At 70.5% G+C, this 22,184-nt stretch carries 22 protein-coding genes; 16 read left to right on the top strand and 6 right to left on the bottom strand.

Going from position 1 to position 22,184, the window contains the following annotated elements; translation table 11 throughout:
• The first annotated feature begins 5 nt into the window (after positions 1-5).
• The 3 genes from EOT10_RS00455 (at position 6) to EOT10_RS00465 (ending at position 2,947) form a co-directional block, all read left to right on the top strand.
• On the top strand, positions 6-1,250 hold the full coding sequence (locus EOT10_RS00455) for a sensor histidine kinase (protein WP_127825989.1): 1,245 nt from the start codon (positions 6-8) through the stop codon (positions 1,248-1,250).
• Positions 1,251-1,680: 430 nt separating this feature from the next.
• Positions 1,681-1,977, top strand: a complete 297-nt coding sequence (locus EOT10_RS00460) for a DUF4193 domain-containing protein (protein WP_030357326.1) — start codon at positions 1,681-1,683, stop codon at positions 1,975-1,977.
• 13 nt (positions 1,978-1,990) lie between these two features.
• Positions 1,991-2,947, top strand: coding sequence for a hypothetical protein (locus tag EOT10_RS00465; RefSeq protein ID WP_127825990.1), 957 nt, complete (start codon positions 1,991-1,993; stop codon positions 2,945-2,947).
• A 6-nt stretch (positions 2,948-2,953) separates the two neighbouring features.
• On the opposite strand, the gene EOT10_RS00470 is transcribed toward EOT10_RS00465, so the two are convergent.
• Complete coding sequence (locus tag EOT10_RS00470) at positions 2,954-3,400, bottom strand: DUF3093 domain-containing protein (RefSeq protein ID WP_127825991.1); 447 nt, start codon at positions 3,398-3,400, stop codon at positions 2,954-2,956.
• Positions 3,401-3,458: 58 nt separating this feature from the next.
• Here EOT10_RS00470 and EOT10_RS00475 point away from each other — a divergent pair, with 58 nt between their 5' ends.
• From EOT10_RS00475 to EOT10_RS00515, 9 genes are all read left to right on the top strand, one after another.
• Complete coding sequence (locus tag EOT10_RS00475) at positions 3,459-4,043, top strand: PaaI family thioesterase (RefSeq protein ID WP_127825992.1); 585 nt, start codon at positions 3,459-3,461, stop codon at positions 4,041-4,043.
• Positions 4,040-4,567, top strand: coding sequence for a dUTP diphosphatase (gene dut, locus EOT10_RS00480; protein ID WP_127825993.1), 528 nt, complete (start codon positions 4,040-4,042; stop codon positions 4,565-4,567). The genes EOT10_RS00475 and dut overlap by 4 nt, the downstream gene beginning before the upstream one ends.
• Position 4,568: 1 nt before the next feature.
• On the top strand, positions 4,569-5,336 hold the full coding sequence (locus EOT10_RS00485; protein WP_127825994.1) for a DUF3710 domain-containing protein: 768 nt from the start codon (positions 4,569-4,571) through the stop codon (positions 5,334-5,336).
• Between the two features lie 217 nt (positions 5,337-5,553).
• Positions 5,554-6,780 carry an alginate lyase family protein gene (locus EOT10_RS00490; RefSeq protein WP_127825995.1) on the top strand — a complete coding sequence of 409 codons (1,227 nt, stop codon included), beginning with the start codon at positions 5,554-5,556 and terminating at the stop codon, positions 6,778-6,780.
• Positions 6,781-6,853: 73 nt separating this feature from the next.
• Positions 6,854-7,597 (top strand): ABC transporter ATP-binding protein, encoded by a 744-nt coding sequence (locus EOT10_RS00495; RefSeq protein ID WP_127825996.1) that lies wholly within the window; start codon positions 6,854-6,856, stop codon positions 7,595-7,597.
• A gap of 165 nt (positions 7,598-7,762) precedes the next feature.
• Entirely contained in the window at positions 7,763-10,327 is a 2,565-nt protein-coding gene (locus tag EOT10_RS00500) for a sensor histidine kinase (protein WP_127825997.1), read from the top strand.
• Positions 10,324-11,007 carry a response regulator gene (locus tag EOT10_RS00505; protein ID WP_127825998.1) on the top strand — a complete coding sequence of 228 codons (684 nt, stop codon included), beginning with the start codon at positions 10,324-10,326 and terminating at the stop codon, positions 11,005-11,007. The genes EOT10_RS00500 and EOT10_RS00505 overlap by 4 nt, the downstream gene beginning before the upstream one ends.
• Before the next feature lie 91 nt (positions 11,008-11,098).
• Entirely contained in the window at positions 11,099-11,509 is a 411-nt protein-coding gene (locus EOT10_RS00510) for an OB-fold nucleic acid binding domain-containing protein (RefSeq protein WP_127825999.1), read from the top strand.
• Between the two features lie 3 nt (positions 11,510-11,512).
• Complete coding sequence (locus EOT10_RS00515; RefSeq protein ID WP_127826000.1) at positions 11,513-12,268, top strand: DUF3159 domain-containing protein; 756 nt, start codon at positions 11,513-11,515, stop codon at positions 12,266-12,268.
• 147 nt (positions 12,269-12,415) lie between these two features.
• Here EOT10_RS00515 and EOT10_RS00520 read toward each other — a convergent pair whose 3' ends face one another.
• From EOT10_RS00520 to EOT10_RS00530, 3 genes are all read right to left on the bottom strand, one after another.
• Entirely contained in the window at positions 12,416-13,093 is a 678-nt protein-coding gene (locus EOT10_RS00520) for a potassium channel family protein (RefSeq protein WP_127826001.1), read from the bottom strand.
• Positions 13,093-13,764 carry a potassium channel family protein gene (locus EOT10_RS00525; RefSeq protein ID WP_127826002.1) on the bottom strand — a complete coding sequence of 224 codons (672 nt, stop codon included), beginning with the start codon at positions 13,762-13,764 and terminating at the stop codon, positions 13,093-13,095. The genes EOT10_RS00520 and EOT10_RS00525 overlap by 1 nt, the downstream gene beginning before the upstream one ends.
• A 224-nt stretch (positions 13,765-13,988) precedes the next feature.
• Entirely contained in the window at positions 13,989-15,167 is a 1,179-nt protein-coding gene (locus EOT10_RS00530; protein ID WP_127826003.1) for an acyltransferase family protein, read from the bottom strand.
• Between the two features lie 141 nt (positions 15,168-15,308).
• Here EOT10_RS00530 and EOT10_RS00535 point away from each other — a divergent pair, with 141 nt between their 5' ends.
• From EOT10_RS00535 to EOT10_RS00550, 4 genes are all read left to right on the top strand, one after another.
• The gene (locus EOT10_RS00535; RefSeq protein ID WP_127826683.1) at positions 15,309-15,680 is read left to right on the top strand and encodes an ArsR/SmtB family transcription factor; all 372 of its coding nucleotides are present in this window, start codon (positions 15,309-15,311) and stop codon (positions 15,678-15,680) included.
• An 11-nt stretch (positions 15,681-15,691) separates the two neighbouring features.
• The gene (locus tag EOT10_RS00540; RefSeq protein ID WP_127826004.1) at positions 15,692-16,441 is read left to right on the top strand and encodes a transglycosylase SLT domain-containing protein; all 750 of its coding nucleotides are present in this window, start codon (positions 15,692-15,694) and stop codon (positions 16,439-16,441) included.
• A gap of 99 nt (positions 16,442-16,540) precedes the next feature.
• A complete protein-coding gene (locus EOT10_RS00545) occupies positions 16,541-18,589 on the top strand; it encodes an APC family permease (protein WP_127826005.1) in 2,049 nt (682 codons plus the stop codon).
• A gap of 127 nt (positions 18,590-18,716) precedes the next feature.
• Positions 18,717-20,048 carry a class I SAM-dependent RNA methyltransferase gene (locus tag EOT10_RS00550; protein ID WP_127826006.1) on the top strand — a complete coding sequence of 444 codons (1,332 nt, stop codon included), beginning with the start codon at positions 18,717-18,719 and terminating at the stop codon, positions 20,046-20,048.
• Between the two features lie 129 nt (positions 20,049-20,177).
• On the opposite strand, the gene dmpG is transcribed toward EOT10_RS00550, so the two are convergent.
• Positions 20,178-21,188: a 4-hydroxy-2-oxovalerate aldolase gene (gene dmpG / locus EOT10_RS00555; RefSeq protein ID WP_127826007.1), complete on the bottom strand. Its 1,011-nt coding sequence runs from the start codon at positions 21,186-21,188 to the stop codon at positions 20,178-20,180.
• Positions 21,185-22,183 carry an acetaldehyde dehydrogenase (acetylating) gene (locus EOT10_RS00560; RefSeq protein WP_127826008.1) on the bottom strand — a complete coding sequence of 333 codons (999 nt, stop codon included), beginning with the start codon at positions 22,181-22,183 and terminating at the stop codon, positions 21,185-21,187. The genes dmpG and EOT10_RS00560 overlap by 4 nt, the downstream gene beginning before the upstream one ends.
• Between the last annotated feature and the right edge of the window lies 1 nt (position 22,184).

Consider the following 22,184-nt stretch of genomic DNA (forward strand, 5'->3'; position numbering starts at 1 on the left):
CTCCTGTGGCCTCGACACCGGCGCCCCCCGACGCGCCTCCGAAACCCACCTGGGACCCGAGAAAGGTCGAGCCGCCCTACCCGTGGCTGCGCCCGACGATCCGCATACGCCTCACCCTGCTGTACGGCGGCATGTTCCTGATCGCGGGCATCCTGCTCCTGTCGATCATCTATCTGCTGGCGGCACAGGCGCTGAATGTCGGCAGTGACCTGCCGTTCACCGTCACGGGCGGCCAGGTGAGCAGTGGGAGCTGCAGCAACTTCGCGAGTCTGCCCGACCACCCCACGACCACCCAGATCAACTCCGCGCTGAGCGAGTGCGTCAACCAGGTGCGTCAGCACGCCCTCGACAACCTCCTCAGCCGCTCGCTCCTCGCCCTGCTCGGCCTCGCCGTGATCGCGTTCGCCTTCGGGTACGCGATGGCGGGCCGCGTCCTGTCCCCGCTGGGCCGCATCACGCGCACCGCGCGCCGGGTGGCCGGCACGGACCTGTCCCGGCGCATCGAGCTGGACGGCCCGGACGACGAGCTGAAGGAGCTGTCGGACACCTTCGACGACATGCTCGACCGTCTGGAGAGAGCCTTCACCGCGCAGCAGCGGTTCGTCGGCAACGCGTCGCACGAGCTGCGCACACCGCTCGCGATCAACCGCACCCTCCTTGAGGTCCACCTCTCCGACCCCGGAGCGCCGGTGGAGCTCCAGCAGCTCGGCAAGACGCTCCTTGCGACGAACGAGCGCAGCGAGCAGCTGGTGGAGGGCCTGCTCCTGCTCGCCCGCAGCGACAACCAGATCGTGGAGCGCAAGCCGGTCGACCTCGCCGAGGTCGCCTCGCAGGCCATCGACCAGACCCGCTCGGAGGCCGACGCGAAGGGCGTCGAGATCCGCGGCGAGCGCAAGGAAGCCGTGGTCCAGGGCAACGGTGTGCTCCTGGAGCGCATCGCCCTGAACCTCGTGCAGAACGCCGTCCGGTACAACATCCCGGAGGGCGGCTGGGTCGAGGTCACCACGGAGGCCCAGCACGGTCAGGCGGTCCTCGTGGTGTCCAACACTGGGCCCGTGGTGCCCGCGTACGAGATCGACAACCTCTTCGAACCGTTCCGGCGGCTGCGCACGGAGCGCACCGGGAGCGACAAGGGAGTGGGCCTCGGTCTGTCGATCGCCCGGTCGGTGGCGCGTGCTCACGGGGGCCGTATCATCGCGGAGCCGCGCGAAGGGGGTGGGCTCGTCATGCGGGTCACCCTGCCGATCTGACGCATCCGAGATGCGGGTCGGCGACCGATCTGAGATGCTTCCGCCGACGCGGCCGGGGGAGTTCGCTTTTAGCGGAATTTTCGGGACCTGATCCCGGGGAAACCGTGTGTGATCGATCACAAGGGCGAATATCCGGCCATCTACTCTCCGTGATCGTAAAAGCCCCCGGAAAGCCTGGAAAATCCGGGTTTTCAGGGGTCTGGATGACGGGAAGTACACGGGGTGGCGCCCGTGAAGTGCGGCCTTCGGACCGTGTACGGTCCCGATCGCCATCCAAGCCGATCACTCACCGAGGGATCCGGTTGGGTGTCGATTGAGTAACAGACCTTGATGTGAGGCAAAATCTCCGCCTCAGGTCGGGCACAAAGTCCGGCCTCCCGCGCGTTGTGCGCTGGAGACACCGCATACACCCAGAGGGGGAGAGCGACACATGGCAACGGATTACGACACCCCACGCAAGACCGACGATGACGTCAATGAGGACAGCATCGAGGAGCTCAAGGCTCGGCGGAACGACAAGTCGACCTCGTCGGTCGACGTCGACGAGTTCGAGGCCGCGGAGGGCCTGGAGCTTCCGGGCGCCGACCTCTCGAACGAAGAGCTCGCCGTTCGGGTCCTGCCCAAGCAGCAGGACGAGTTCACCTGCATGAGCTGCTTCCTGGTGCACCACAGGAGCCAGCTGGCCCGCGAGAAGAACGGCCAGCCGATCTGCCGCGACTGCGACTGAGGCCGGGTCGGCCGTGACAGGCTCGACCCCGCCCTGGAAGCGCCGCTCCCGGAAGGACCGGGATGCGGACGGTGGCCCGTCCGAAGGCGTGCGTGACGCCGAGCGAGGCTCTTCCCCCACTGGAGCAGCCTCGCTCGAGGACGCGGACGAACGAGAGGTGGCGGGCGACCTCGCGGCGGCAGGATTCGCCGGCCTGCCCGCCGTGCCCACAGCGGGCGACCACACGCCGCTCGGCGGGCGTGTGCAGCTCGCCAGGGGCCGTGTGGCCGCCGTCAGGGACGGCGTCCGCAAGAGCGGCAGCGCCGCCAAGGCAGGACTCGGCTACCTCGCCGACCGGATCATCGAGAACGCGCCGCGTGTACCGGTGCGCGATCTGGCGACCCTGCGCAGACAGTTCCCCGGCCTGACGGCCGAACAGCTCGCGGACAAGCTCGTCGCGGGCGCGGCCAACGCCACCTCCACCGTAGGTGCGGGGATCGGCGCCGCCGCGATGATGCCCGTACCTCCCGCGATGCCCGCCGAGATGGCGGCCGAGATCACCGGCGTCGCGGCCATCGAGATGAAGCTCGTCGCCGAGCTGTACGAGGTCTACGGAGTGCGCCCGCCCGGCGGCCTCAAGGACCGCAGCGCCACGTACCTGGCCTCGTGGACCGAGGAGCGCGGCATCGACATCCGTAAACCGTCGACGATCAACGCGGCCCTCGGCGTCCAGATGAAGCGCGAGATGCGCCAGCAGATCATGAAGCGCATGGTGCGCAACCTGCCGATGCTGATGCCGTTCATGGTCGGCGCCGCGGTCGGCGCGGTCATGAACCGCCGCGACACCAAGAAGCTCGCGGAGCGCATCCGCAAGGACCTGCGCGCGATGCAGGTCCCCTGGGACGCCCTGCCGGAGCTCCCGTCCCTGGAGCACCCCCGCGACCCGCACCCGCTGATCCCGGGCGAGAGGCCCGGGGAGCTCGAGAGCTGAGCCGCGCTACTTCCCCAGCGCCTTCGCCAGCCGCTCCGGCTCCCGCGTCGACAGATACACGTACGGAGTCGGGTCCTGCGGGTCGACGACGTCCACGCGCAGCGCCGTCGGCACATAGCTGCGCAGCAGCATGAAGGCGCGCGGGTCGGCCTTGTGCGTGCGCCAGGCGCGCGCCCCCTCCGCGTCCAGGATCTCCACGTCACCAAGGGCCGACAGCGGGATCTTCGCGTCCCCGGCCACCAGCGAGTCCGCCACGACGCGGATGCGTACCGAGCCGTACGAGCTGGTCACCACGGCGGCCACGGCCGTACCGCCGACGAGCCCTCCGAGCAGCGGAAGCGTGCCGAACGGCAGCAGGATCAGGGCGCAGGCGATGCCCAGCAGGAGGGAGACGAGCCACCACGAGCGGGGGGCGGTGAGGCGTTCTTCGAACGGTGCGGTGGAGAGCTCCATGCGGTCAAGCTTGGCACGGTGCGCTTTCTCCCAGGACGCGCGGGTAAGGTCTGCGCCTGTGAGTGGTACTTCTGCAGCTCTGACGCCCCCCGCCGACGCCATAGCGCCCGTGCGGCACCCCGACGCCCCCGCTCCCGGCGAGCTGCTCGGCGCGCATTACGGACACTGTTTCGGCTGTGGCGGCGAGCAGCCCCACGGACTGCATCTCGAGGCGCGCGCCCAGGACGGCGTCCGTGTCACCGCCGAGTTCACGGTGCGCACCGCCCACCAGGGCGCCCCCGGCCTCGCGCACGGCGGCATCCTCGCGACCGCGCTCGACGAGACGCTCGGCTCCCTGAACTGGCTGCTGCGCGTCATCGCGGTGACCGGCCGCCTCGAGACGGACTTCGTGCGCCCCGTGCCCGTGGACACCGTGCTGTACCTGGACGCCGAGGTCACCGCCGTCGCCGGCCGCAAGATCTATTCGAAGGCCACCGGCCGGATCGGCGGTCCCGACGGGCCCGTCGCCGTCCGTGCCGACGCCCTCTTCATCGAGGTGAAGGTCGACCACTTCATCGACAACGGCCGGCCGGAGGAGATCCAGGCGGCCATGAGCGACCCGGACCAGATCCGGCGCACCCGTGCCTTCGAGGTGAACCCGTGAGCCGAGCCCCGCTCGACGTGCTGATCAGGCGCGTCGACCCCGACGTGCCGCTCCCGTCGTACGAGCACCCCGGTGACGCCGGCGCCGATCTGCGGACCACCGAGCCGTGCGAGCTCGCGCCGGGTGAGCGTGCCGTGCTTCCCACCGGGGTGTCGGTCGCGCTGCCCGAGGGGTACGCGGCCTTCGTGCACCCGCGCTCCGGCCTCGCGGCCCGCTGCGGTGTCGCCCTGGTGAATGCCCCAGGGACGGTGGATGCCGGGTACCGTGGAGAGATCAAGGTGATCGTGGTGAATCTCGACCCGCGCGACAGCGTGCGGTTCGAGCGCTTCGACCGGATTGCCCAACTGGTCGTCCAGCAGGTCGAGAAGGTGCGCTTCCAGGAGGTGGCGGAGCTTCCCGACTCGGCGCGGGCCGAGGGGGGCTTCGGGTCCACCGGTGGTCATGCCGCCGTGGGGCCTGGCCCGGGTGGGCATCAGGGTGGGAATCGATACGCATCGGTCGTATCCGACCGGGAAGGACAGTGACGTGTTCGGACGTCGCAAGAAGAACGGCGCCGCCGATGACGCGGCGGGCGAGGCCGAGCAGGTCGTCGACGGCGTAGCCGCCGACAGCGACGCGGACGAGGGCGAGCCGCAGCGGGTGCGGCTCGAGCCCGAGCCGCGTCCCGACGGCCCCTGGGACGCCTCCGAGGTCCGTGAGCCCGGCGAGGGCCGCGTGGACCTGGGCGGACTCTTCGTGCCCGGAGTCGAGGGCATGGAGCTGCGGGTCGAGGTCGCGGGTGACGCGATCGTCGCGGCGACGGTGGTCCTCCAGGACAGTGCCGTGCAGCTGCAGGGTTTCGCCGCCCCCAAGAAGGAGGGCATCTGGGGCGAGGTCCGTGAGGAGATCGCCTCGGGCATCACCCAGCAGGGTGGTGTCATCGACGAGGTCGAGGGTCCGCTCGGCTGGGAGCTGCGGGCCCAGGTGCCGGTGCAGCTGCCGGACGGCACGGGTGGCTTCCAGGTCGTCCGGTTCATCGGTGTCGACGGCCCCCGCTGGTTCCTGCGCGGAGTGATCTCCGGGCAGGGCGCGGTGCAGCCGCAGGCCGCCGGGCTTCTGGAGCAGATCTTCCGGGACACCGTCGTGGTCCGTGGTGAGGGCCCGATGGCCCCGCGCGACCCGATCGTCCTGAAGCTGCCGGACGACGCGCAGATGGTGGCCGAGGGCGTTCAGCAGGAGCCCCAGGAAGGCTCCCGCTTCGCCGGCGGCATGGGGCAGCTGGCGCGCGGCCCCGAGATCACCGAGGTGCGCTGACCCGCGCCTCACCGGCCATGCATGGGCCGCACACTCCTCCGGGAGTGTGCGGCCCATCGGCGTTGTGGGGCAGGGGAGTTGGGGAGGCGGGCGCGTGGGGGCCCGTCGTGGTCCGCACCTCTTGACGGTGGGCTGGTCCGTACCTAGGGTCTGCGGCCAACACCCGTGTTCACAAAGGCACTTCACGTTCACGTAGAAGAACGGATGACCCCCCCACATGCCGAACACCCCGGCCCCCGCACGCCACCGCCGCAGACACCGCACCCCCCTCCTCGCCACCCTCGCGACCACCGTCACCGCACTCGTCGCCGCCCTCCTCGCCTGGCCGGGCGCCGACCGCGCCGACGCCGCGCCCAGCGCCTTCACCCACCCCGGCGTCACCGTCTCCCGGAGCCAACTCGACTTCGCCCGCGCCAAGGTCGACGCCGGCGCCCAGCCCTGGAAGAGCGCCTACGACCAGATGCTGGCGAGCAAGTACGCCTCCCTCACGCGCACCCCCAAGCCCCGGGCCACCGTCGAGTGCGGCTCGTACTCCAACCCCAACTACGGCTGCACCGACGAGCGTGAGGACGCGATCGCCGCGTACACGGACGCCCTCGCCTGGTACCTCACGCGCGACGAGCGCTACGCGAAGAAGTCCATCGAGCTGATGGACGCCTGGTCGGCCACCATCAAGGACCACACCAACAGCAACGCGCCCCTCCAGACCGGCTGGGCCGGCTCCTCCTGGCCCAGGGCCGCCGAGATCATCACGTACACGTACAGCGGCGGCTGGGCGAACGAGGGTCGCTTCAAAACGATGCTCCGCGATGTCTACCTGCCCGAGGTCATCAACGGCTCGAACTCCAACGGCAACTGGGAGCTGTCGATGATGGAGGCCGCCGTCGGGATCTCCGTCTTCCTGGAGGACAAGGCGTCGTACGACAAGGCGATGGCGAGGTTCCGGACGCGCGCGGCCGCGTATGTGTACCTGTCCTCGGACGGCGCGCTGCCCAGGACGGTGCCGAGCCAGAACCTCGACACCAAGGACAAGATCGTCAAGTATTGGCAAGGTCAGTCAACCTTCGTGACGGGGTTGACCCAGGAGACCTGCCGCGACTTCACCCACACCGGATACGGCATCTCCGCGATCTCCCACATCGCCGAGACCAGCCGCATCCAGGGACAGGACCTGTACGGCACCGACATCGGACAGCGGCTCCAGCAGGCCCTCGGCTTCCAGGCCAGGTACGAGCTCGGGGAGGCCCCGCCGAGCTGGCTGTGCGGCGGAACCCTCACACGCGGCCTCGGCCCCGTCACCGAGGTCGGCTACAACGCGATGCACACCCGCCTGGGGAACGGCATGACGAACACCCAGAAGCTCACCGAGCGGAGCCGCCCGGCGGGATCCAACAACCTGTTCGTCGCCTGGGAGACCCTGACCCACGCCGAGAACCCGAACTGATCCGGACCATTGCCCGGCCGGTCGCCGCGTGACCATACTGGCGCCCGGCCGGGGAACGTACGGGGGAGTACGCATGAGCGAGAGCACGGAAGCGGGGACCGCCGTCCTCGACCAGGACGGCGGCGGACCCATGGTCGTCGCCCGGGACCTGCGCCGTTCCTACGGCACGGGCGCGGCGGCGGTGCACGCCCTGCGCGGTGTCTCCTTCGAGGTGCCGCGCGGTGAACTCGTCGCCCTCAAGGGCCGCTCCGGATCCGGCAAGACGACCCTCCTGAACCTCGTCGGAGGACTCGACGAGCCGGACGGCGGCCGCATCGCCGTCGACGGCCAGGACCTGTCGGGCCTCGGCGAGAACGGCCTCCTCGAACTGCGCCGGGACCGCATCGGCTTCATCTTCCAGTCCTTCGGCCTCATCCCGATCCTGTCCGCCGCCGAGAACGTCGGGGTGCCGATGCGGCTGCGCAAGGCCGACCCCCGCGAACGCGAGGAACGCGTCGAGCTGCTCCTCGCCCTAGTCGGGCTCGCCGACCACGCCGAACAGCGCCCAGGCGAGCTGTCCGGAGGCCAGCAGCAGCGCGTCGCCATCGCCCGCGCGCTGGCCAACCGGCCCGCCCTCCTCATCGCCGACGAGCCCACGGGCCAGCTCGACGCCGAGACGGGCCTCGCCGTCATGGAGCTGCTGCGCGCCGTCGTCCGCAGCGAACACGTCACCGCGCTCGTCGCCACCCACGACGCGACGCTCCTCGGCCTCGCCGACCGCGTGCTCGAACTGCGCGACGGCGAGATCACGGAGATCACCGAGCCCGGCGAGCGCTGACGCGGGCCACCGCGCGGCAGCCCCGGACGGCCGTCGGCACGGCCCGCCCCGCATCAGGGTTGCGTCAAAGACGCCGGTCCACTGCACCCTCACCCCATTTGCCGCAATTGGTGGCCGTAGGGTCGACGCTGCGTACAACACGTGTAGCGGGAAGACAATGGGGCCATGGGACGCGGCAAGCTTCGGATCTACCTCGGTGCGGCACCGGGTGTCGGGAAGACCTACGCGATGCTGTCCGAGGGCCACCGCCGTATCGAACGGGGCACGGACTGCGCCGTCGGCTTCGTCGAGCACCACGGCAGGCCCCGTACGGAGGTGATGCTCCACGGCCTCGAACAGATCCCCCGCAAGGAGCTCACCTACCGCGGCGCCGTCTTCACCGAGATGGACGTCGACGCCGTCCTCGCCCGCCGCCCCGAAGTCGCCCTGGTGGACGAACTCGCCCACACGAACGTGCCCGGTTCGCGCAACGCCAAGCGCTGGCAGGACGTCGAGGAACTGCTCGCCGCCGGTGTCGACGTCGTCTCGACCGTCAACATCCAGCACCTGGAATCACTCGGTGACGTCGTCGAATCCATCACCGGCGTCCGCCAGCGCGAGACCGTCCCCGACGAGGTCGTGCGCCGCGCCGACCAGATCGAGCTGGTCGACATGTCGCCGGAGGCGCTGCGCCGCCGCATGGCGCACGGCAACATCTACAAACCCGACCGGATCGACGCCTCCCTCTCCAACTACTTCCGCCCCGGCAACCTCACCGCCCTGCGCGAACTCGCCCTCCTGTGGGTCGCCGACCGCGTCGACGAATACCTCCAGCAGTACCGGGGCGAACACAACATCCGCTCCACCTGGCAGGCCCGCGAGCGCATCGTCGTCGGACTGACCGGCGGCCCCGAGGGCCGCACCCTGGTCCGGCGCGCCGCGCGGATGGCCGCCAAGGGCTCGGGCAGCGAGATCCTCGCCGTCTACATCGCCCGCAGCGACGGCCTCACCGCCGCGTCCCCCAAGGAGCTCGCTCTCCAGCGCACCCTCGTCGAGGACCTGGGCGGCACCTTCCACCACGTCATAGGCGACGACATACCGGCCGCGCTCCTGGAGTTCGCCCGCGGCGTCAACGCCACCCAGATCGTCCTCGGCTCCTCACGCCGCAGGACCTGGCAGTACGTCTTCGGGCCCGGCGTCGGCATGACCGTGGCCCGCGAGTCCGGCCCCGACCTCGACGTCCACATCGTCACGCACGAGGAGGTCGCCAAGGGCCGCGGCCTGCCCGTCGCCCGGGGCGCCCGCCTCGGCCGCTCCCGGATCATCTGGGGCTGGCTCATCGGCGTCGGCGGCCCCGTGCTGCTCTCCCTGATCCTCACCCACATCAGCACCGACCTGGGCCTCGCCAACGACATGCTGCTCGTCCTGTCGGTCACCGTGGCCGCAGCCCTCGTCGGCGGCCTCGTCCCGGCCCTGGCGTCGTGCGCCGTCGGCTCGCTCCTCCTGAACTACTACTTCACGCCACCGCTGCACCTGTTCACCATCGCGGACCCGAAGAACATCGTCGCCATCGTGATCTTCGTAGGGGTCGCGGTGTCGGTGGCCTCCGTCGTCGACCTCGCGGCCAGACGCACCCATCAGGCCGCCCGGCTGCGCGCCGAGTCCGAGATCCTCTCCTTCCTCGCCGGCAGCGTCCTGCGCGGCGAGAGCAGCCTGGACGCCCTGCTCGAACGGGTCCGCGAGACCTTCGCCATGGACTCCGTCGCCCTCCTGGAGCGCGAGAGCGACGTCGACCCGTGGACCCGCGCCGCCAGCGTCGGCCCGCACCCCCTGGAGCGCCCCGAGGACGCGGACGTCGACATGCCGGTCGGCGACCACATGGCGCTCGCCCTGTCGGGCCGGGTCCTGCCCGCCGAGGACCGCCGCGTCCTCGCCGCCTTCGCGGCACAGGCCGCCGTCGTCCTCGACCGCCAGCGCCTCCAGTCCGAGGCCGACCAGGCCCGCGCCCTCGCCGAGGGCAACCGCATCCGCACCGCCCTGCTCGCCGCCGTCAGCCACGACCTGCGCACCCCGCTCGCCGGCATCAAGGCCTCCGTCTCCTCCCTGCGCTCCGACGACATCGCCTGGTCCGCGGAAGACCAGGCGGAACTCCTCGCAGGCATCGAGGAGGGCGCCGACCGCCTCGACCACCTAGTCGGCAACCTCCTCGACATGTCCCGCCTCCAGACCGGCACCGTCACCCCGCTGATGCGCGAGATCGACCTCGATGAGGTGGTCCCGATGGCGCTCGTCGGCGTCCCCGACGGCAGCGTCGACCTCGACATCCCGGAGAGCCTGCCCATGGTCACCGTGGACAAGGGGCTCTTGGAGCGCGCGGTCGCCAACATCGTCGAGAACGCGGTCAAGTACAGCCCCGAGGACGAGCCCGACAGCGTCGTATTGGTCTCCGCCAGCACCCTCGGCGACCGCGTCGAGGTACGCGTCGTCGACCGCGGGCCCGGCGTCCCCGACACCGCGAAGGACCGCATCTTCGCCCCGTTCCAGCGCTACGGTGACGCACCGCGGGGCGCGGGCGTGGGCCTCGGCCTCGCCGTCGCGCGCGGCTTCGTCGAGGCGATGAACGGCACCCTCACCGCGGAGGACACCCCCGGCGGGGGCCTGACCATGGTCCTCACCCTCACCGCCGCGACCGGCCGCCCACAGGCCGGCCCCACCACTTCTTCCCTTGCTCAGAGAGGCAGGTACGCATGACCCGGGTGCTCGTGGTCGACGACGAGCCGCAGATCGTGCGCGCCCTCGTCATCAACCTGAAGGCGCGCAAGTACGAGGTGGAGGCCGCGGCCGACGGGGCGGGCGCGCTCCAGCTCGCCGCCGCGTTCCACCCGGACGTGGTCGTGCTCGACCTGGGCCTGCCCGACATGGACGGCGTCGAGGTGATCAAGGGGCTGCGCGGCTGGACCCGCGTACCGATCCTCGTCCTGTCCGCGCGGCACTCCTCCGACGAGAAGGTCGAGGCGCTCGACGCCGGCGCCGACGACTACGTCACCAAGCCGTTCGGCATGGACGAGCTCCTGGCCCGCCTGCGCGCCGCGGTCCGCCGGGCCGAGCCCACCGGCGGCGGCGAGGACGAAGGCATCGTCGAGACGGAGGGCTTCACCGTCGACCTGGCCGCGAAGAAGGTCAACCGGGACGGCCGTGACATCCGCCTCACCCCCACCGAGTGGCACCTCCTGGAGGTCCTGGTCCGCAACACGGGCCGCCTGGTCAGCCAGAAGCAGCTCCTCCAGGAGGTCTGGGGCCCCTCGTACGGCACCGAGACCAACTACCTGCGCGTCTACATGGCCCAGCTCCGCCGCAAACTGGAGACGGACCCGTCACACCCGCGGCACTTCATCACGGAGCCCGGGATGGGGTACCGCTTCGAGCGCTGACCCGCGGAGCGGCTCGCGGAGCCCGGGGTGGCTTCCGTATCGAGCGCTGACCCGCTCATACGTTGTCGGCGACCCCCGGTACGCTTCATATATGAGTGCTGCACCTCGTTCCGAGACGTCGTCCGAGAAGCCGGCGGGCCGCTTCCGGCGCATGCTCGACCGGCTGTCCACCTCGCAGGAGGACCTGGAGTCGGAGGAGCTGCGCGAGGACTCGCAGACCACGGGCTGTACCCGCATCGGTGACTGCCACGACCGGCAGATAGTCACCGTTACTGGTACCTTGCGCACGGTCACCCTCCGACCACGGGCCGGAGTCCCGGCCCTGGAGGCGGAGCTGTTCGACGGCTCCGCGGCTCTGGACGTCGTCTGGCTCGGCCGGCGGTCCATCGTGGGCATCGAGCCGGGGCGCAAGCTGATCGCATCCGGCCGGATCTCGATGAGCCGGGGCCGTAGGGTGCTCTTCAACCCGAAGTACGAACTCAGACCGCTCGGACGGGAGTAGCCGGTGACGTCCCTCGACAAGCCGACGGACCGCGAAGCCACGGATCAGGACGCCGAATCGAGGGCTGTCACCGAGGCCGCCCTCTTCGAGGCTTTCGGCGGCGTACGGGGCATGGTGGAGACGGTCGTTCCCGGCCTCCTCTTCGTGACCATCTTCACGATCAACAAGAACCTGCACGTCTCGGCCATCGCGGCACTCGCGGTGGCCCTGCTGCTCGTTGTCGTCCGCCTGGCCATGAAGGACACCGTCAAGCACGCCTTCAGCGGCGTCTTCGGTGTGGCGTTCGGTGTCGTTTTCGCGATGATCACGGGCAACGCCAAGAACTTCTACCTGCCCGGCATGCTCTACACGCTGGGCATGGCCGTCGCGTACATCGTGACCACGCTGTGCGGGGTGCCGTTGATCGGGCTCATCCTGGGGCCCATCTTCAAGGAGAACCTTTCCTGGCGCACGCGTAACCCCGGCCGCAAGAAGGCCTACGCGAAGGCCAGTTGGGCCTGGGGCCTGATCCTGCTCGCCAAGTGCGCGGTGCTCTTCCCGATGTACTGGTGGGCGGACACCACGAAGTTCGGCTGGGTTCTGATCGCCCTGAAGATTCCGCCGTTCCTGCTTGCCGTGTGGCTGACCTGGGTCTTCCTGGCGAAGGCGCCCGCGCCGATCGATGTCTTCGCGGAGATGGAAGCGGAGGAGCGGGCCGCTCAGGAAGCGAAGGATGCGGGTCGGGAAGCGGGGGGTGCGCGTCATCGCCGGGAGGCTTGACGTTCGTTCGCGGCTGACGGCCGGTGGGGGCTTGTCGCGCCCACGCGGCGGAGCCGCACATGTAACAGCCCCGCGCCCCTTAGGGGCGCGAATGGGGCCCCGGAGTACGAACTCCGGGGCCCCATTCACGTACCTACGAAGAACCCCTTAACCCGTGACGTCCTCGCGGCGTACCGAGAGCAGGTCCTCGAGTTGTTCCTCGCGGGCCTGGGCGGCCACGAAGAGGAGTTCGTCGCCCGCCTCCAGGGAGTCCTCCTGGGAGGGGGCCAGGACGCGGGTGCCGCGGATGATCGTCACCAGGGACGTGTCCTCCGGCCAGTGGACGTCGCCCACGCGCGTGCCGGCCAGGGCCGACTCGGGCGGCAGCGTCAGCTCCACCAGGTTCGCGTCGCCGTGGCTGAAGCGCAGCAGGCGGACCAGGTCGCCCACGCTCACCGCCTCCTCGACGAGCGCGGACATCAGACGCGGCGTGGACACGGCCACGTCGACACCCCACGACTCGTTGAACAGCCATTCGTTCTTGGGGTTGTTGACGCGGGCGACGACCCGCGGGACCCCGTACTCGGTCTTCGCGAGGAGCGAGACGACCAGGTTGACCTTGTCGTCGCCCGTGGCCGCGATGACCACGTTGCAGCGCTGCAGCGCCGCCTCGTCCAGGGACGTGATCTCGCAGGCGTCGGCGAGCAGCCACTCCGCCTGCGGGACGCGCTCGACCGAGATGGCGGTCGGCGCCTTGTCGATGAGAAGGACCTCGTGCCCGTTCTCCAGGAGCTCACCGGCGATGGACCTGCCCACCGCGCCCGCTCCGGCAATGGCGACCCTCATCAGTGACCGCCCTCCACTTCAGGACCCTCGGCGAACGCCGCTTCGACCTTCTCGACGTCGTCGGTGCGCATCATCACGTGCACCAGGTCGCCTTCCTGCAGGACCGTCTGCGACGTGGGCAGGATCGCCTCGCCGAGCCGGGTCACGAACGCGACGCGGACGCCGGTCTCCTCCTGGAGCCGGCTGATCTTGTGGCCCACCCAGGCCACCGAGGCGTGCACCTCGGCGAGCTGGACGCCCCCGGTGGGGTCGCGCCACAGCGGCTCCGCGCCGGACGGCAGAAGCCTGCGCAGCATCTGGTCCGCGGTCCACCGCACGGTCGCGACGGTCGGGATGCCCAGGCGCTGGTAGACCTCGGCGCGGCGCGGGTCGTAGATACGGGCCGCGACGTTCTCGATGCCGAACATCTCGCGGGCCACGCGGGCGGCGATGATGTTCGAGTTGTCACCGCTGGAGACCGCGGCGAACGCGCCGGCCTCCTCGATCCCCGCCTCGCGCAGGGTGTCCTGGTCGAAGCCGACCCCGGTGACGCGGCGGCCGCCGAACCCGGAACCCAGGCGCCGGAACGCCGTGGGGTCCTGGTCGATGACCGCGACCGTGTGCCCCTGTTGCTCAAGGGTCTGGGCCAGGGCGGAGCCCACCCGGCCGCACCCCATGATGACGATGTGCACCGGCCGCTACCCCGCAGTCCTGGTCATGCCGATGACCTGCGAAAACACCCTGCTCACTCTTCTCTCTCAGTCTGCCGGGCAACAAGGGGCAACCGCGTGCGGCGTTGCCCGGAGACGAGCTTAAGCCGCATGGCCTCCGTTGCCAGCATCCGCGTAGCCCCGAGCGCGATCAGTGCGCGATCAGTGCGCGATCAGTGGTCGATCAGTGGTCGATCAGTGTGGGATCAGCTTCGCCGTACGGAAGAGCCGCCGGCGATCGCTGCGGCGTCCCGTTTGAACGCCCACTCCATCTTGGGCTCCATCGCGAAGCGGAACATCCGCTGGACCGGTGGTGTGCACAGACCGGTGATGAGGGCGGCCGCGGCCAGCGTGACCGTGACCTCGCCGAGCGGCGTGTGCAGCCAGTCGAGGTCGTACCAGTTCCAGAAGCGGGAGCCCTTGGCGACGAAGCCGTGCAGCAGATAGCCGTACAGGGTGCCGGCGCCGAGCGCGGTGAACCACATCCTGCGCCGGGGCACCCAGGCGAAGAAGCAGGCGACGAGGACGACCGAGCAGCCGAACATGGCGAGCGTCATGACGGCCCCGGACCAGCCGGGGGCGCCCAACTCCTGCGCGCTGTCGCGCCGGTAGAACCAGGCGGCGTTCATGCGCGGCGCCGCCCAGTACGCGAAGAGGAGCGCGGCCGCGAAGACCGGGACGGCCAGGAGACGGGCCTCGCGCCGGCGCACGAGCTGGAAGTGCTCGGGCTTGAGGACGAGTCCGAGGACGAAGAAGGGGAGGAACTGCAGGACGCGCTGCAGGTCGAGGTCGTCGCCGATGTCGGGGGAGACGGAGGCGAGCGCCGCGATGGCCAGGGCGAGCGGCACGGGCCACCGGACGACCTTCCACAGCGGGGTGGTGAGCCGCCAGACGAACAGCGCGATCAGGAACCAGGTCAGGTACCAGGGGTCGAGGAGACTGATCGGGTACGTCGGGTCGTCGTTCGCCCACCGCTTGAAGAACGTGTACGCGACCTCGAAGATCACGTACGGCACGGCGACCCCCGTCACCAGGCGCTTCAGCCGTGCCGGGCTCGCGTCGAAACTGCGCGAGAAGTAGCCGGAGATGACGATGAACGCCGGCATGTGGAAGGTGTAGACGGTGACGTAGAGCGCGGCCGCGGCCCGGCTGTCGCCGCGCAGCGGCTCCCAGGCGTGCCCCATCGCGACCAGCACGATCGCCAGGTACTTCGCGTTGTCGAAGAACGCGTCCCGCTGCTTCGCCGGTTTCTCCGTGTCCGCCGCGCGTGCCGGTGGCTTCTCCAGCGGGGGTGCGGCCGGCACGGACGAGGGTTCGGGTGACGGCGCGGCATGGTCCCCCCGAGGGGTGACGGGTCGCTGCGCCGGAAGGTGGCTGCGGGACATCACGAGCACCGTAGCCACCCCGCGTCCACCGCGTAAACTCGGGCCCCGGCGGCGTTACGGGCGTCACAGTGCCCACCTAGACTGGGGTTCCTCCCGGGCCCGGTGGAGCCGAAGCGGAAGTGGAAGAGGACGACGACGGTGGTGACGCGCGTACGCGACTTCGATGACCGGCCCGCCTTCGACGACCCGCCGGCCGAGGTCATCGCGGAGGCGGCGGGCGCGTTCGGACTCCTCGCGTCGTCGGCCCGGCTGCACATCGTGTGGGCCCTGGCGCAGGGTGAGAGCGATGTCACAGGCCTCGCCGAACGCGTCGGCGGCGCACTGCCCGCGGTGAGCCAGCACCTGACCAAGCTGAAGCTCGCCGGCCTTGTGCGGTCCCGTCGCGAAGGACGCCGCCAGGTCTACTTCGTGGACGACCCCGACATCGTCGCCGTGGTGCGGCTGCTGGTCGGCCGGCTCGCCGAGCGTGCCGGCCGGGCCCCGGCCGGGCGCCTGCGCGGGGCCGGGGCCTGAGGCGGCCGGCCGTGGCGGGGGAGCGCGGGCGCAGGCCCTGGCTCTGGGCGGCGCTGCTGCTCGTGGTCCTGGTCGCGTGGGCGTGCGGACGCTCGGGGGACGGGGGGAAGGGCGCGGGCACCGGAGCCGGGGGAAAGCCGGATGCCACGCCGCACTCCACGCCCACATCGAGGCCGAGCTCCAGCCCCAGCCCCAATAGCCCCGGTAGCACCGGCAGCCCCACCGTCTCCGCGCCCGGCGCCTCGCACACGTACGACCCGGCCGCGTACGACCCCGCCAACTACGCCCCGCAGGTCCGCGCCCGTGCCGCCGAGGCCGGAGTCAGCCCGCGGCTCCTCATGGCGATCCTCTACAACGAGTCGTACAAACCGCACGATCCCGCCCTGGAGCGCGCGTGGCAGCGCTACAAGCCGGGAGCCGCGTTCGGGATCGCGAACATGCACCGGGCAGCGTTCGACGAGACCAAGCGGGGCAGGCCCTTCGCAGACCGCCGGTGGGAGGAGCTGCCCGACGACCGGGACCTCGCCGTGCGCGCCGCCGCCTGGTATCTCCACGACCTGGCACGGCAGTTGCCCGCACACCCCTCGGGCCCGTACGACAAGGACGAACTCCTCGCGCTCGGCTACAACACGGGCGCCGGCAACATGCTGGCCTTCGCCCGCGGCGCGACGCCCGGCAGCCAGGCCGCCGACTACCTCGCCAGGCTGCGCTCGAACTGGGACAAGGCCGGCCGGGCGGTCGCCCGGGGCGGCGGGAACTGAGGCCGCGCGCGCCCTCCCCGCCTGCGCGTTGTGAGGATCCGGAGTGCTTGGGGGGTGGTGGGTGGGCGGCCACCCGTTCGACCGCTTACGATCCTCTGCGTGTCCAAACTGACCGACGTGCCCAAACGGATCTTGATCGGGCGCGCTCTGCGCAGCGACCGGCTCGGAGAAACGCTCCTGCCGAAGCGCATCGCCCTCCCCGTTTTCGCCTCCGACGCCCTGTCCTCCGTTGCCTACGCGCCTGGCGAGGTTCTGCTCGTCCTGTCTGTCGCGGGCATCTCGGCGTACCACTTCAGCCCGTGGATCGCCCTGGCGGTCGTGGTGGTGATGTTCACCGTCGTGGCGTCGTACCGGCAGAACGTGCACGCGTACCCGAGCGGTGGCGGTGACTACGAGGTCGCCACCACCAACCTCGGTCCCAAGGCCGGCCTGACGGTCGCCAGCGCGCTGCTCGTGGACTACGTCCTCACCGTCGCCGTCTCCATCACATCCGGCATCGAGAACCTGGGCTCGGCGATCCCCTTCGTGGTCCAGCACAAGGTGCTGTGCGCCGTCGCGGTGATCCTGCTGCTCACGCTGATGAACCTGCGCGGCGTCAAGGAGTCCGGGTCACTCTTCGCGATTCCGACGTACGTGTTCGTCGTGGGCGTCTTCATCATGATCGCGTGGGGTGCCTTCCGCGGCCTCGCGCTCGGTGACACCATGCGCGCGCCCACCGCCGACTTCCACATCAGGGCGGAGCAGCAGGGCATCGCCGGCTTCGCTCTCGTCTTCCTGCTGCTGCGCGCCTTCTCCTCCGGCTGTGCCGCGCTCACCGGCGTCGAGGCGGTCTCCAACGGCGTCCCGGCCTTTCGAAAGCCCAAGTCCAAGAACGCGGCGACGACGCTGTCGTTGATGGGCGTGCTCGCCATCACCATGCTCGTCGGCATCATCGGCCTCGCCCTGGTCACCAAGGTGCGCATGGCCGAGAACCCGGCCCACGACCTGCTGAGGAACGGCGTGCCGGTCGGCTCCGGCTATGTGCAGGACCCGGTGATCACGCAGGTCGCCGGGGCCGTCTTCGGCAACGGCAGCTTCCTGTTCATCGTGCTCGCCGCCGCCACCGCGCTGGTGCTGTTCCTCGCGGCGAACACGGCGTACAACGGCTTCCCGGTGCTCGGCTCGATCCTCGCCCAGGACCGCTACCTGCCGCGCCAGCTGCACACCCGCGGCGACCGCCTCGCGTTCTCCAACGGCATCGTGCTGCTCGCCGGCGCGGCCGCCATGCTCGTCGTCATCTACGGCGCCGACTCGACCCGGCTGATCCAGCTCTACATCGTCGGCGTGTTCGTGTCCTTCACGCTCAGCCAGACCGGCATGGTCCGCCACTGGAACCGCCACCTGCGCACCGAGAAGGACGCGAGCAAGCGCCGCCACATGATCCGCTCCCGCGCGATCAACGCCTTCGGCGGCTTCCTGACCGGCCTCGTCCTCGTCGTCGTCCTGGTCACCAAGTTCACCCACGGTGCCTGGGTCGCCCTGCTCGGCATGTGCATCTTCTACGCGACGATGACCGCGATCCGTAAGCACTACGACCGCGTGGCCGAGGAGATCCAGGCCCCCGAGACGCCCTCGGACGACAGCGTCCGCCCGTCCCGCGTCCACTCCATCGTCCTGGTCTCCAAGATCCACCGTCCGACGCTGCGCGCCCTCGCCTACGCGAAGCTCATGCGCAGCGACACCCTCGAAGCGCTCAGTGTGAACGTCGACCCGGCGGAGACGAAGGCCCTGCGCGAGGAGTGGGAGCGGCGTGGCATCGACGTACCGCTCAAGGTCCTCGACTCGCCCTACCGCGAGATCACCCGGCCGATCATCGAGTACGTCAAGGGCCTGCGCCGCGAGTCGCCCCGCGACGCGGTCAGCGTGATCATCCCCGAGTACGTGGTCGGCCACTGGTACGAGCACCTGCTCCACAACCAGTCCGCCCTGCGCCTCAAGGGCCGCCTCCTGTTCACCCCCGGCATCATGGTCACGTCCGTGCCCTACCAGCTGGAGTCCTCCGAGGCCGCCAAGGTGCGGGCCCGCAGGCGCCAGGACTGGAACGCGCCCGGCGCGGTCCGCCGCGGCCCCGTCGAGAAGCGCCCGAAGGAGCCCTCGAACAAGGGCTGACCCCCTTCGTTCGTCGTGTGGCAGGCGGCCGGGCAACACCCACGTAGACTGGTGGGCTGTTGTCCGGCCGTTCGCCGTGTCCCCGCTTTCCTCGCCCCTTGCTTTCCTTACGTTGTGGAGCCCCGCCATGCAGGCAGAACCGAAGAAGTCGCTGGTCGGGGAGGAGTACGAGGTCGAGATCGGCCCCGTGGCCCACGGCGGTCACTGCATCGCGCGTACGGCCGAGGGCCAGGTCCTGTTCGTCCGGCACACGCTGCCCGGCGAGAAGGTCGTCGCCCGCGTCACGGACGGCGAGGAGGGCGACCGCTTCCTGCGCGCCGACGCCGTCACGGTCATCGAGGCGTCCAAGGACCGCGTCGAGGCCCCCTGCCCGTACGCGGGGCCCGGCCGCTGCGGCGGCTGCGACTGGCAGCACGCCAAGCCGGGCGCGCAGCGCCGCCTCAAGGGCGAGGTCATCGCCGAGCAGCTCCAGCGCCTCGCGGGCCTCACGCCCGAGGAAGCGGGCTGGGACGGCACGGTCATGCCGGCCGAGGGCGACAAGCTCCCGGCGGGCCAGGTCCCGCAGTGGCGCACGCGCGTGCAGTACGCGGTGGACCCGGAGACCGGCAAGGCCGGCCTGCGCCGCCACCGCTCCCACGAGGTCGAGCCGATCGAGCACTGCATGATCGCGGCGCCCGGCGTCTCCGAACTCGGCATCGAGAAGCGCGACTGGACGGGCATGGAGTCCATCGAGGCGATCGCGGCGACGGGCTCGCAGGACCGCCAGGTCATCCTGACCCCGCGCCCCGGCGCGCGCCTGCCGCTCGTCGAACTCGACAAGCCGGTCTCCGTGCTGCGCGTCGACGAGAAGGACGGCGGCATCCACCGCGTCCACGGCCGCGGCTTCGTTCGCGAGCGTGCGGACGGCCGCACCCACCGCGTGGGCAGCGGCGGCTTCTGGCAGGTGCACCCGCAGGCCGCGGACACGCTGGTGAAGGCCGTCATGCAGGGCCTGCTGCCGCGCAAGGGTGAGATGGCCCTCGACCTGTACTGCGGCGTCGGCCTCTTCGCCGGCGCGATCGCGGACCGCATCGGCGACCAGGGCGCGGTGCTCGGCATCGAGTCGGGCAAGCGAGCGGTCGAGGACGCCCGCCACAACCTGGCCTCGTTCGACCGAGTCCGCATCGAACAGGGCAAGGTCGAAACGGTCCTGCCGCGCACGGGCATCACCGAGGTCGACCTGATCGTCCTGGACCCGCCGCGCGCGGGCGCGGGCAAGAAGACGGTCGAACATCTCGCATCCCTGGGCGCCCGCCGCATCGCGTACGTGGCCTGCGACCCGGCGGCGCTTGCCCGCGACCTGGCGTACTTCCGCGACGGCGGCTACAAGGTGCGGATGCTGCGGGCGTTCGACCTGTTCCCGATGACGCACCACGTGGAGTGCGTGGCGATTCTGGAGCCGGTGAAGAAGGACGCCTGACCCGCGGCTTTTTCGAGTGTTGCCGTCCCGTGGGTGACGGCGGGGCAGGCGCGGCCCCTTCAGGGGGGCCACGTCGGCCGGTTCGCGGGGGCGGAGAGCCGACCGCGGACCGGATCGACGGAAGAGATTTCAGCGGGCGGCCGCCAGGCCGAGGGCGATGTCGAGGATCATGTCCTCCTGGCCGCCGACCAGCCGGCGGCGGCCGCATTCCATCAGGATGTCGCGGACGTCGACCTCGTACCGCTGCGCGGCGGCCTCCGCGTGCCGCAGGAAGCTGGAGTAGACACCGGCGTAGCCCAGCGTGAGGGTCTCGCGGTCGACCCGGACCGGGCGGTCCTGGAGGGGGCGGACGATGTCGTCGGCCGCGTCCTGCAGCTTGAACACGTCGCAGTTGTGCTGGAAGCCCGACAGGTTCGCGACGGCGACGAAGGCTTCGATGGGGCAGTTGCCCGCGCCCGCGCCGTGTCCGGCGAGGGAGGCGTCGACGCGGTACACGCCGTTCTCCACCGCGACCACGGAGTTGGCGACGGAGAGCGAGAGGTTCTCGTGGGCGTGGATGCCGATCTCGGTCGCCGGGTCCAGGACGTCGCGGTAGGCGCGCACCCGGGCGGCGACGTCGTTCATCGTCAGGCGGCCGCCCGAGTCGGTGACGTAGACGCACTGGGCGCCGTACGACTCCATCAACTTGGCCTGCCGCGCGAGCAGTTCGGGCTCGGCCATGTGGGAGAGCATCAGGAAGCCGGAGACGTCCATGCCCAGCTCGCGGGCGGCCGCGATGTGCTGTGCGGAGACGTCGGCCTCGGTGCAGTGGGTGGCCACCCGCACCGAGCGGACGCCGAGGTCGTAGGCACGCTTCAGTTCGTGGACGGTGCCCACACCCGGCAGCAGCAGGGTGGTGAGGCGGGCGCGCTTCAGGACCGAGGCCGCGGCTTCGATCCACTCCCAGTCCGTGTGCGAGCCGGGGCCGTAGTTCAGCGAGCTGCCGGCGAGGCCGTCGCCGTGGGCGACCTCGATCGCGTCGACCCCGGCGTCCTCCAGGGCCACGACGATGCGCTTGACGTCGTCGGGCGTGATGCGGTGCCGTACGGCGTGCATGCCGTCGCGGAGGGTGACGTCCTGGACGAAGATCGGGGTGCTCACTGCGTGGCCTCCTTCGCGGCGGCGATCTTCTCGGCCATCTGCACGGCGGCCGAGGTCATGATGTCGAGGTTCCCGGCGTACGCCGGGAGGTACATGCCCGCGCCCTCGACCTTGAGGAAGACCGAGACCTGGTGGGTGGGCCGTGCGGTCGCGCCGTCGGCGAGCAGGGTCTCGACGGGCTGATCGGCCGGGATCTCGGTGATCTGCACGTCCTGGACCATGCGGTAGCCGGGGACGTACGTCGACACCTCGGCGACCATCTTGCCGACCGACTCGGTGATCTGGGCCTTCGCGGTCTCGCCGTCCTCGCCCTCGGGCAGGGTGACGAGGGCGAAGACCGTGTCGCGCATCATCAGCGGCGGCTCGGCGGGGTTGAGGATGATGACCGCCTTGCCCCGCTCGGCGCCGCCGACCTGCACGATCGCCGACGAGGTCGTCTCGGTGAACTCGTCGATGTTGGCCCGGGTGCCGGGACCGGCCGACTTCGAGGCGATCGAGGCGACGATCTCCGCGTACGCCACCGGGACGACCCGGCTGATCGAGGCCACGACCGGGATCGTGGCCTGGCCGCCACAGGTGACCATGTTGACGTTCGGCGCGTCGAGGTGTTCTTCCAGGTTGACCGCCGGGACGACGTACGGGCCGATCGCGGCCGGCGTCAGGTCGATGACGCGGATGCCGAGCGGGCGCAGCTTCGCGTCGTTGGCCTTGTGCGCACCGGCGGAGGTGGCGTCGAAGACGATGCCGATCTCGTCGATCTGCGGCGACTTCAGCAGTCCGTCGACGCCCTCGGCGGTGGTCTCGAAGCCGAGGCGGGCGGCGCGCGCCAGGCCGTCGGAGGCCGGGTCGATGCCGACCATGACCCCCATCTCCAGGTGCTGCGCGGTACGCATGATCTTGATCATCAGGTCGGTGCCGATATTGCCCGATCCGATGACGGCGACCTTGGTCTTCCCGCCCCTGCTGGTCTCGCTGGTCTCGCTCGTCCTGCTCATC

The sequence above is a fragment of the Streptomyces antnestii genome (genome assembly GCF_004005495.1).
GTDB classification, from domain to species: domain Bacteria; phylum Actinomycetota; class Actinomycetes; order Streptomycetales; family Streptomycetaceae; genus Streptomyces; species Streptomyces antnestii.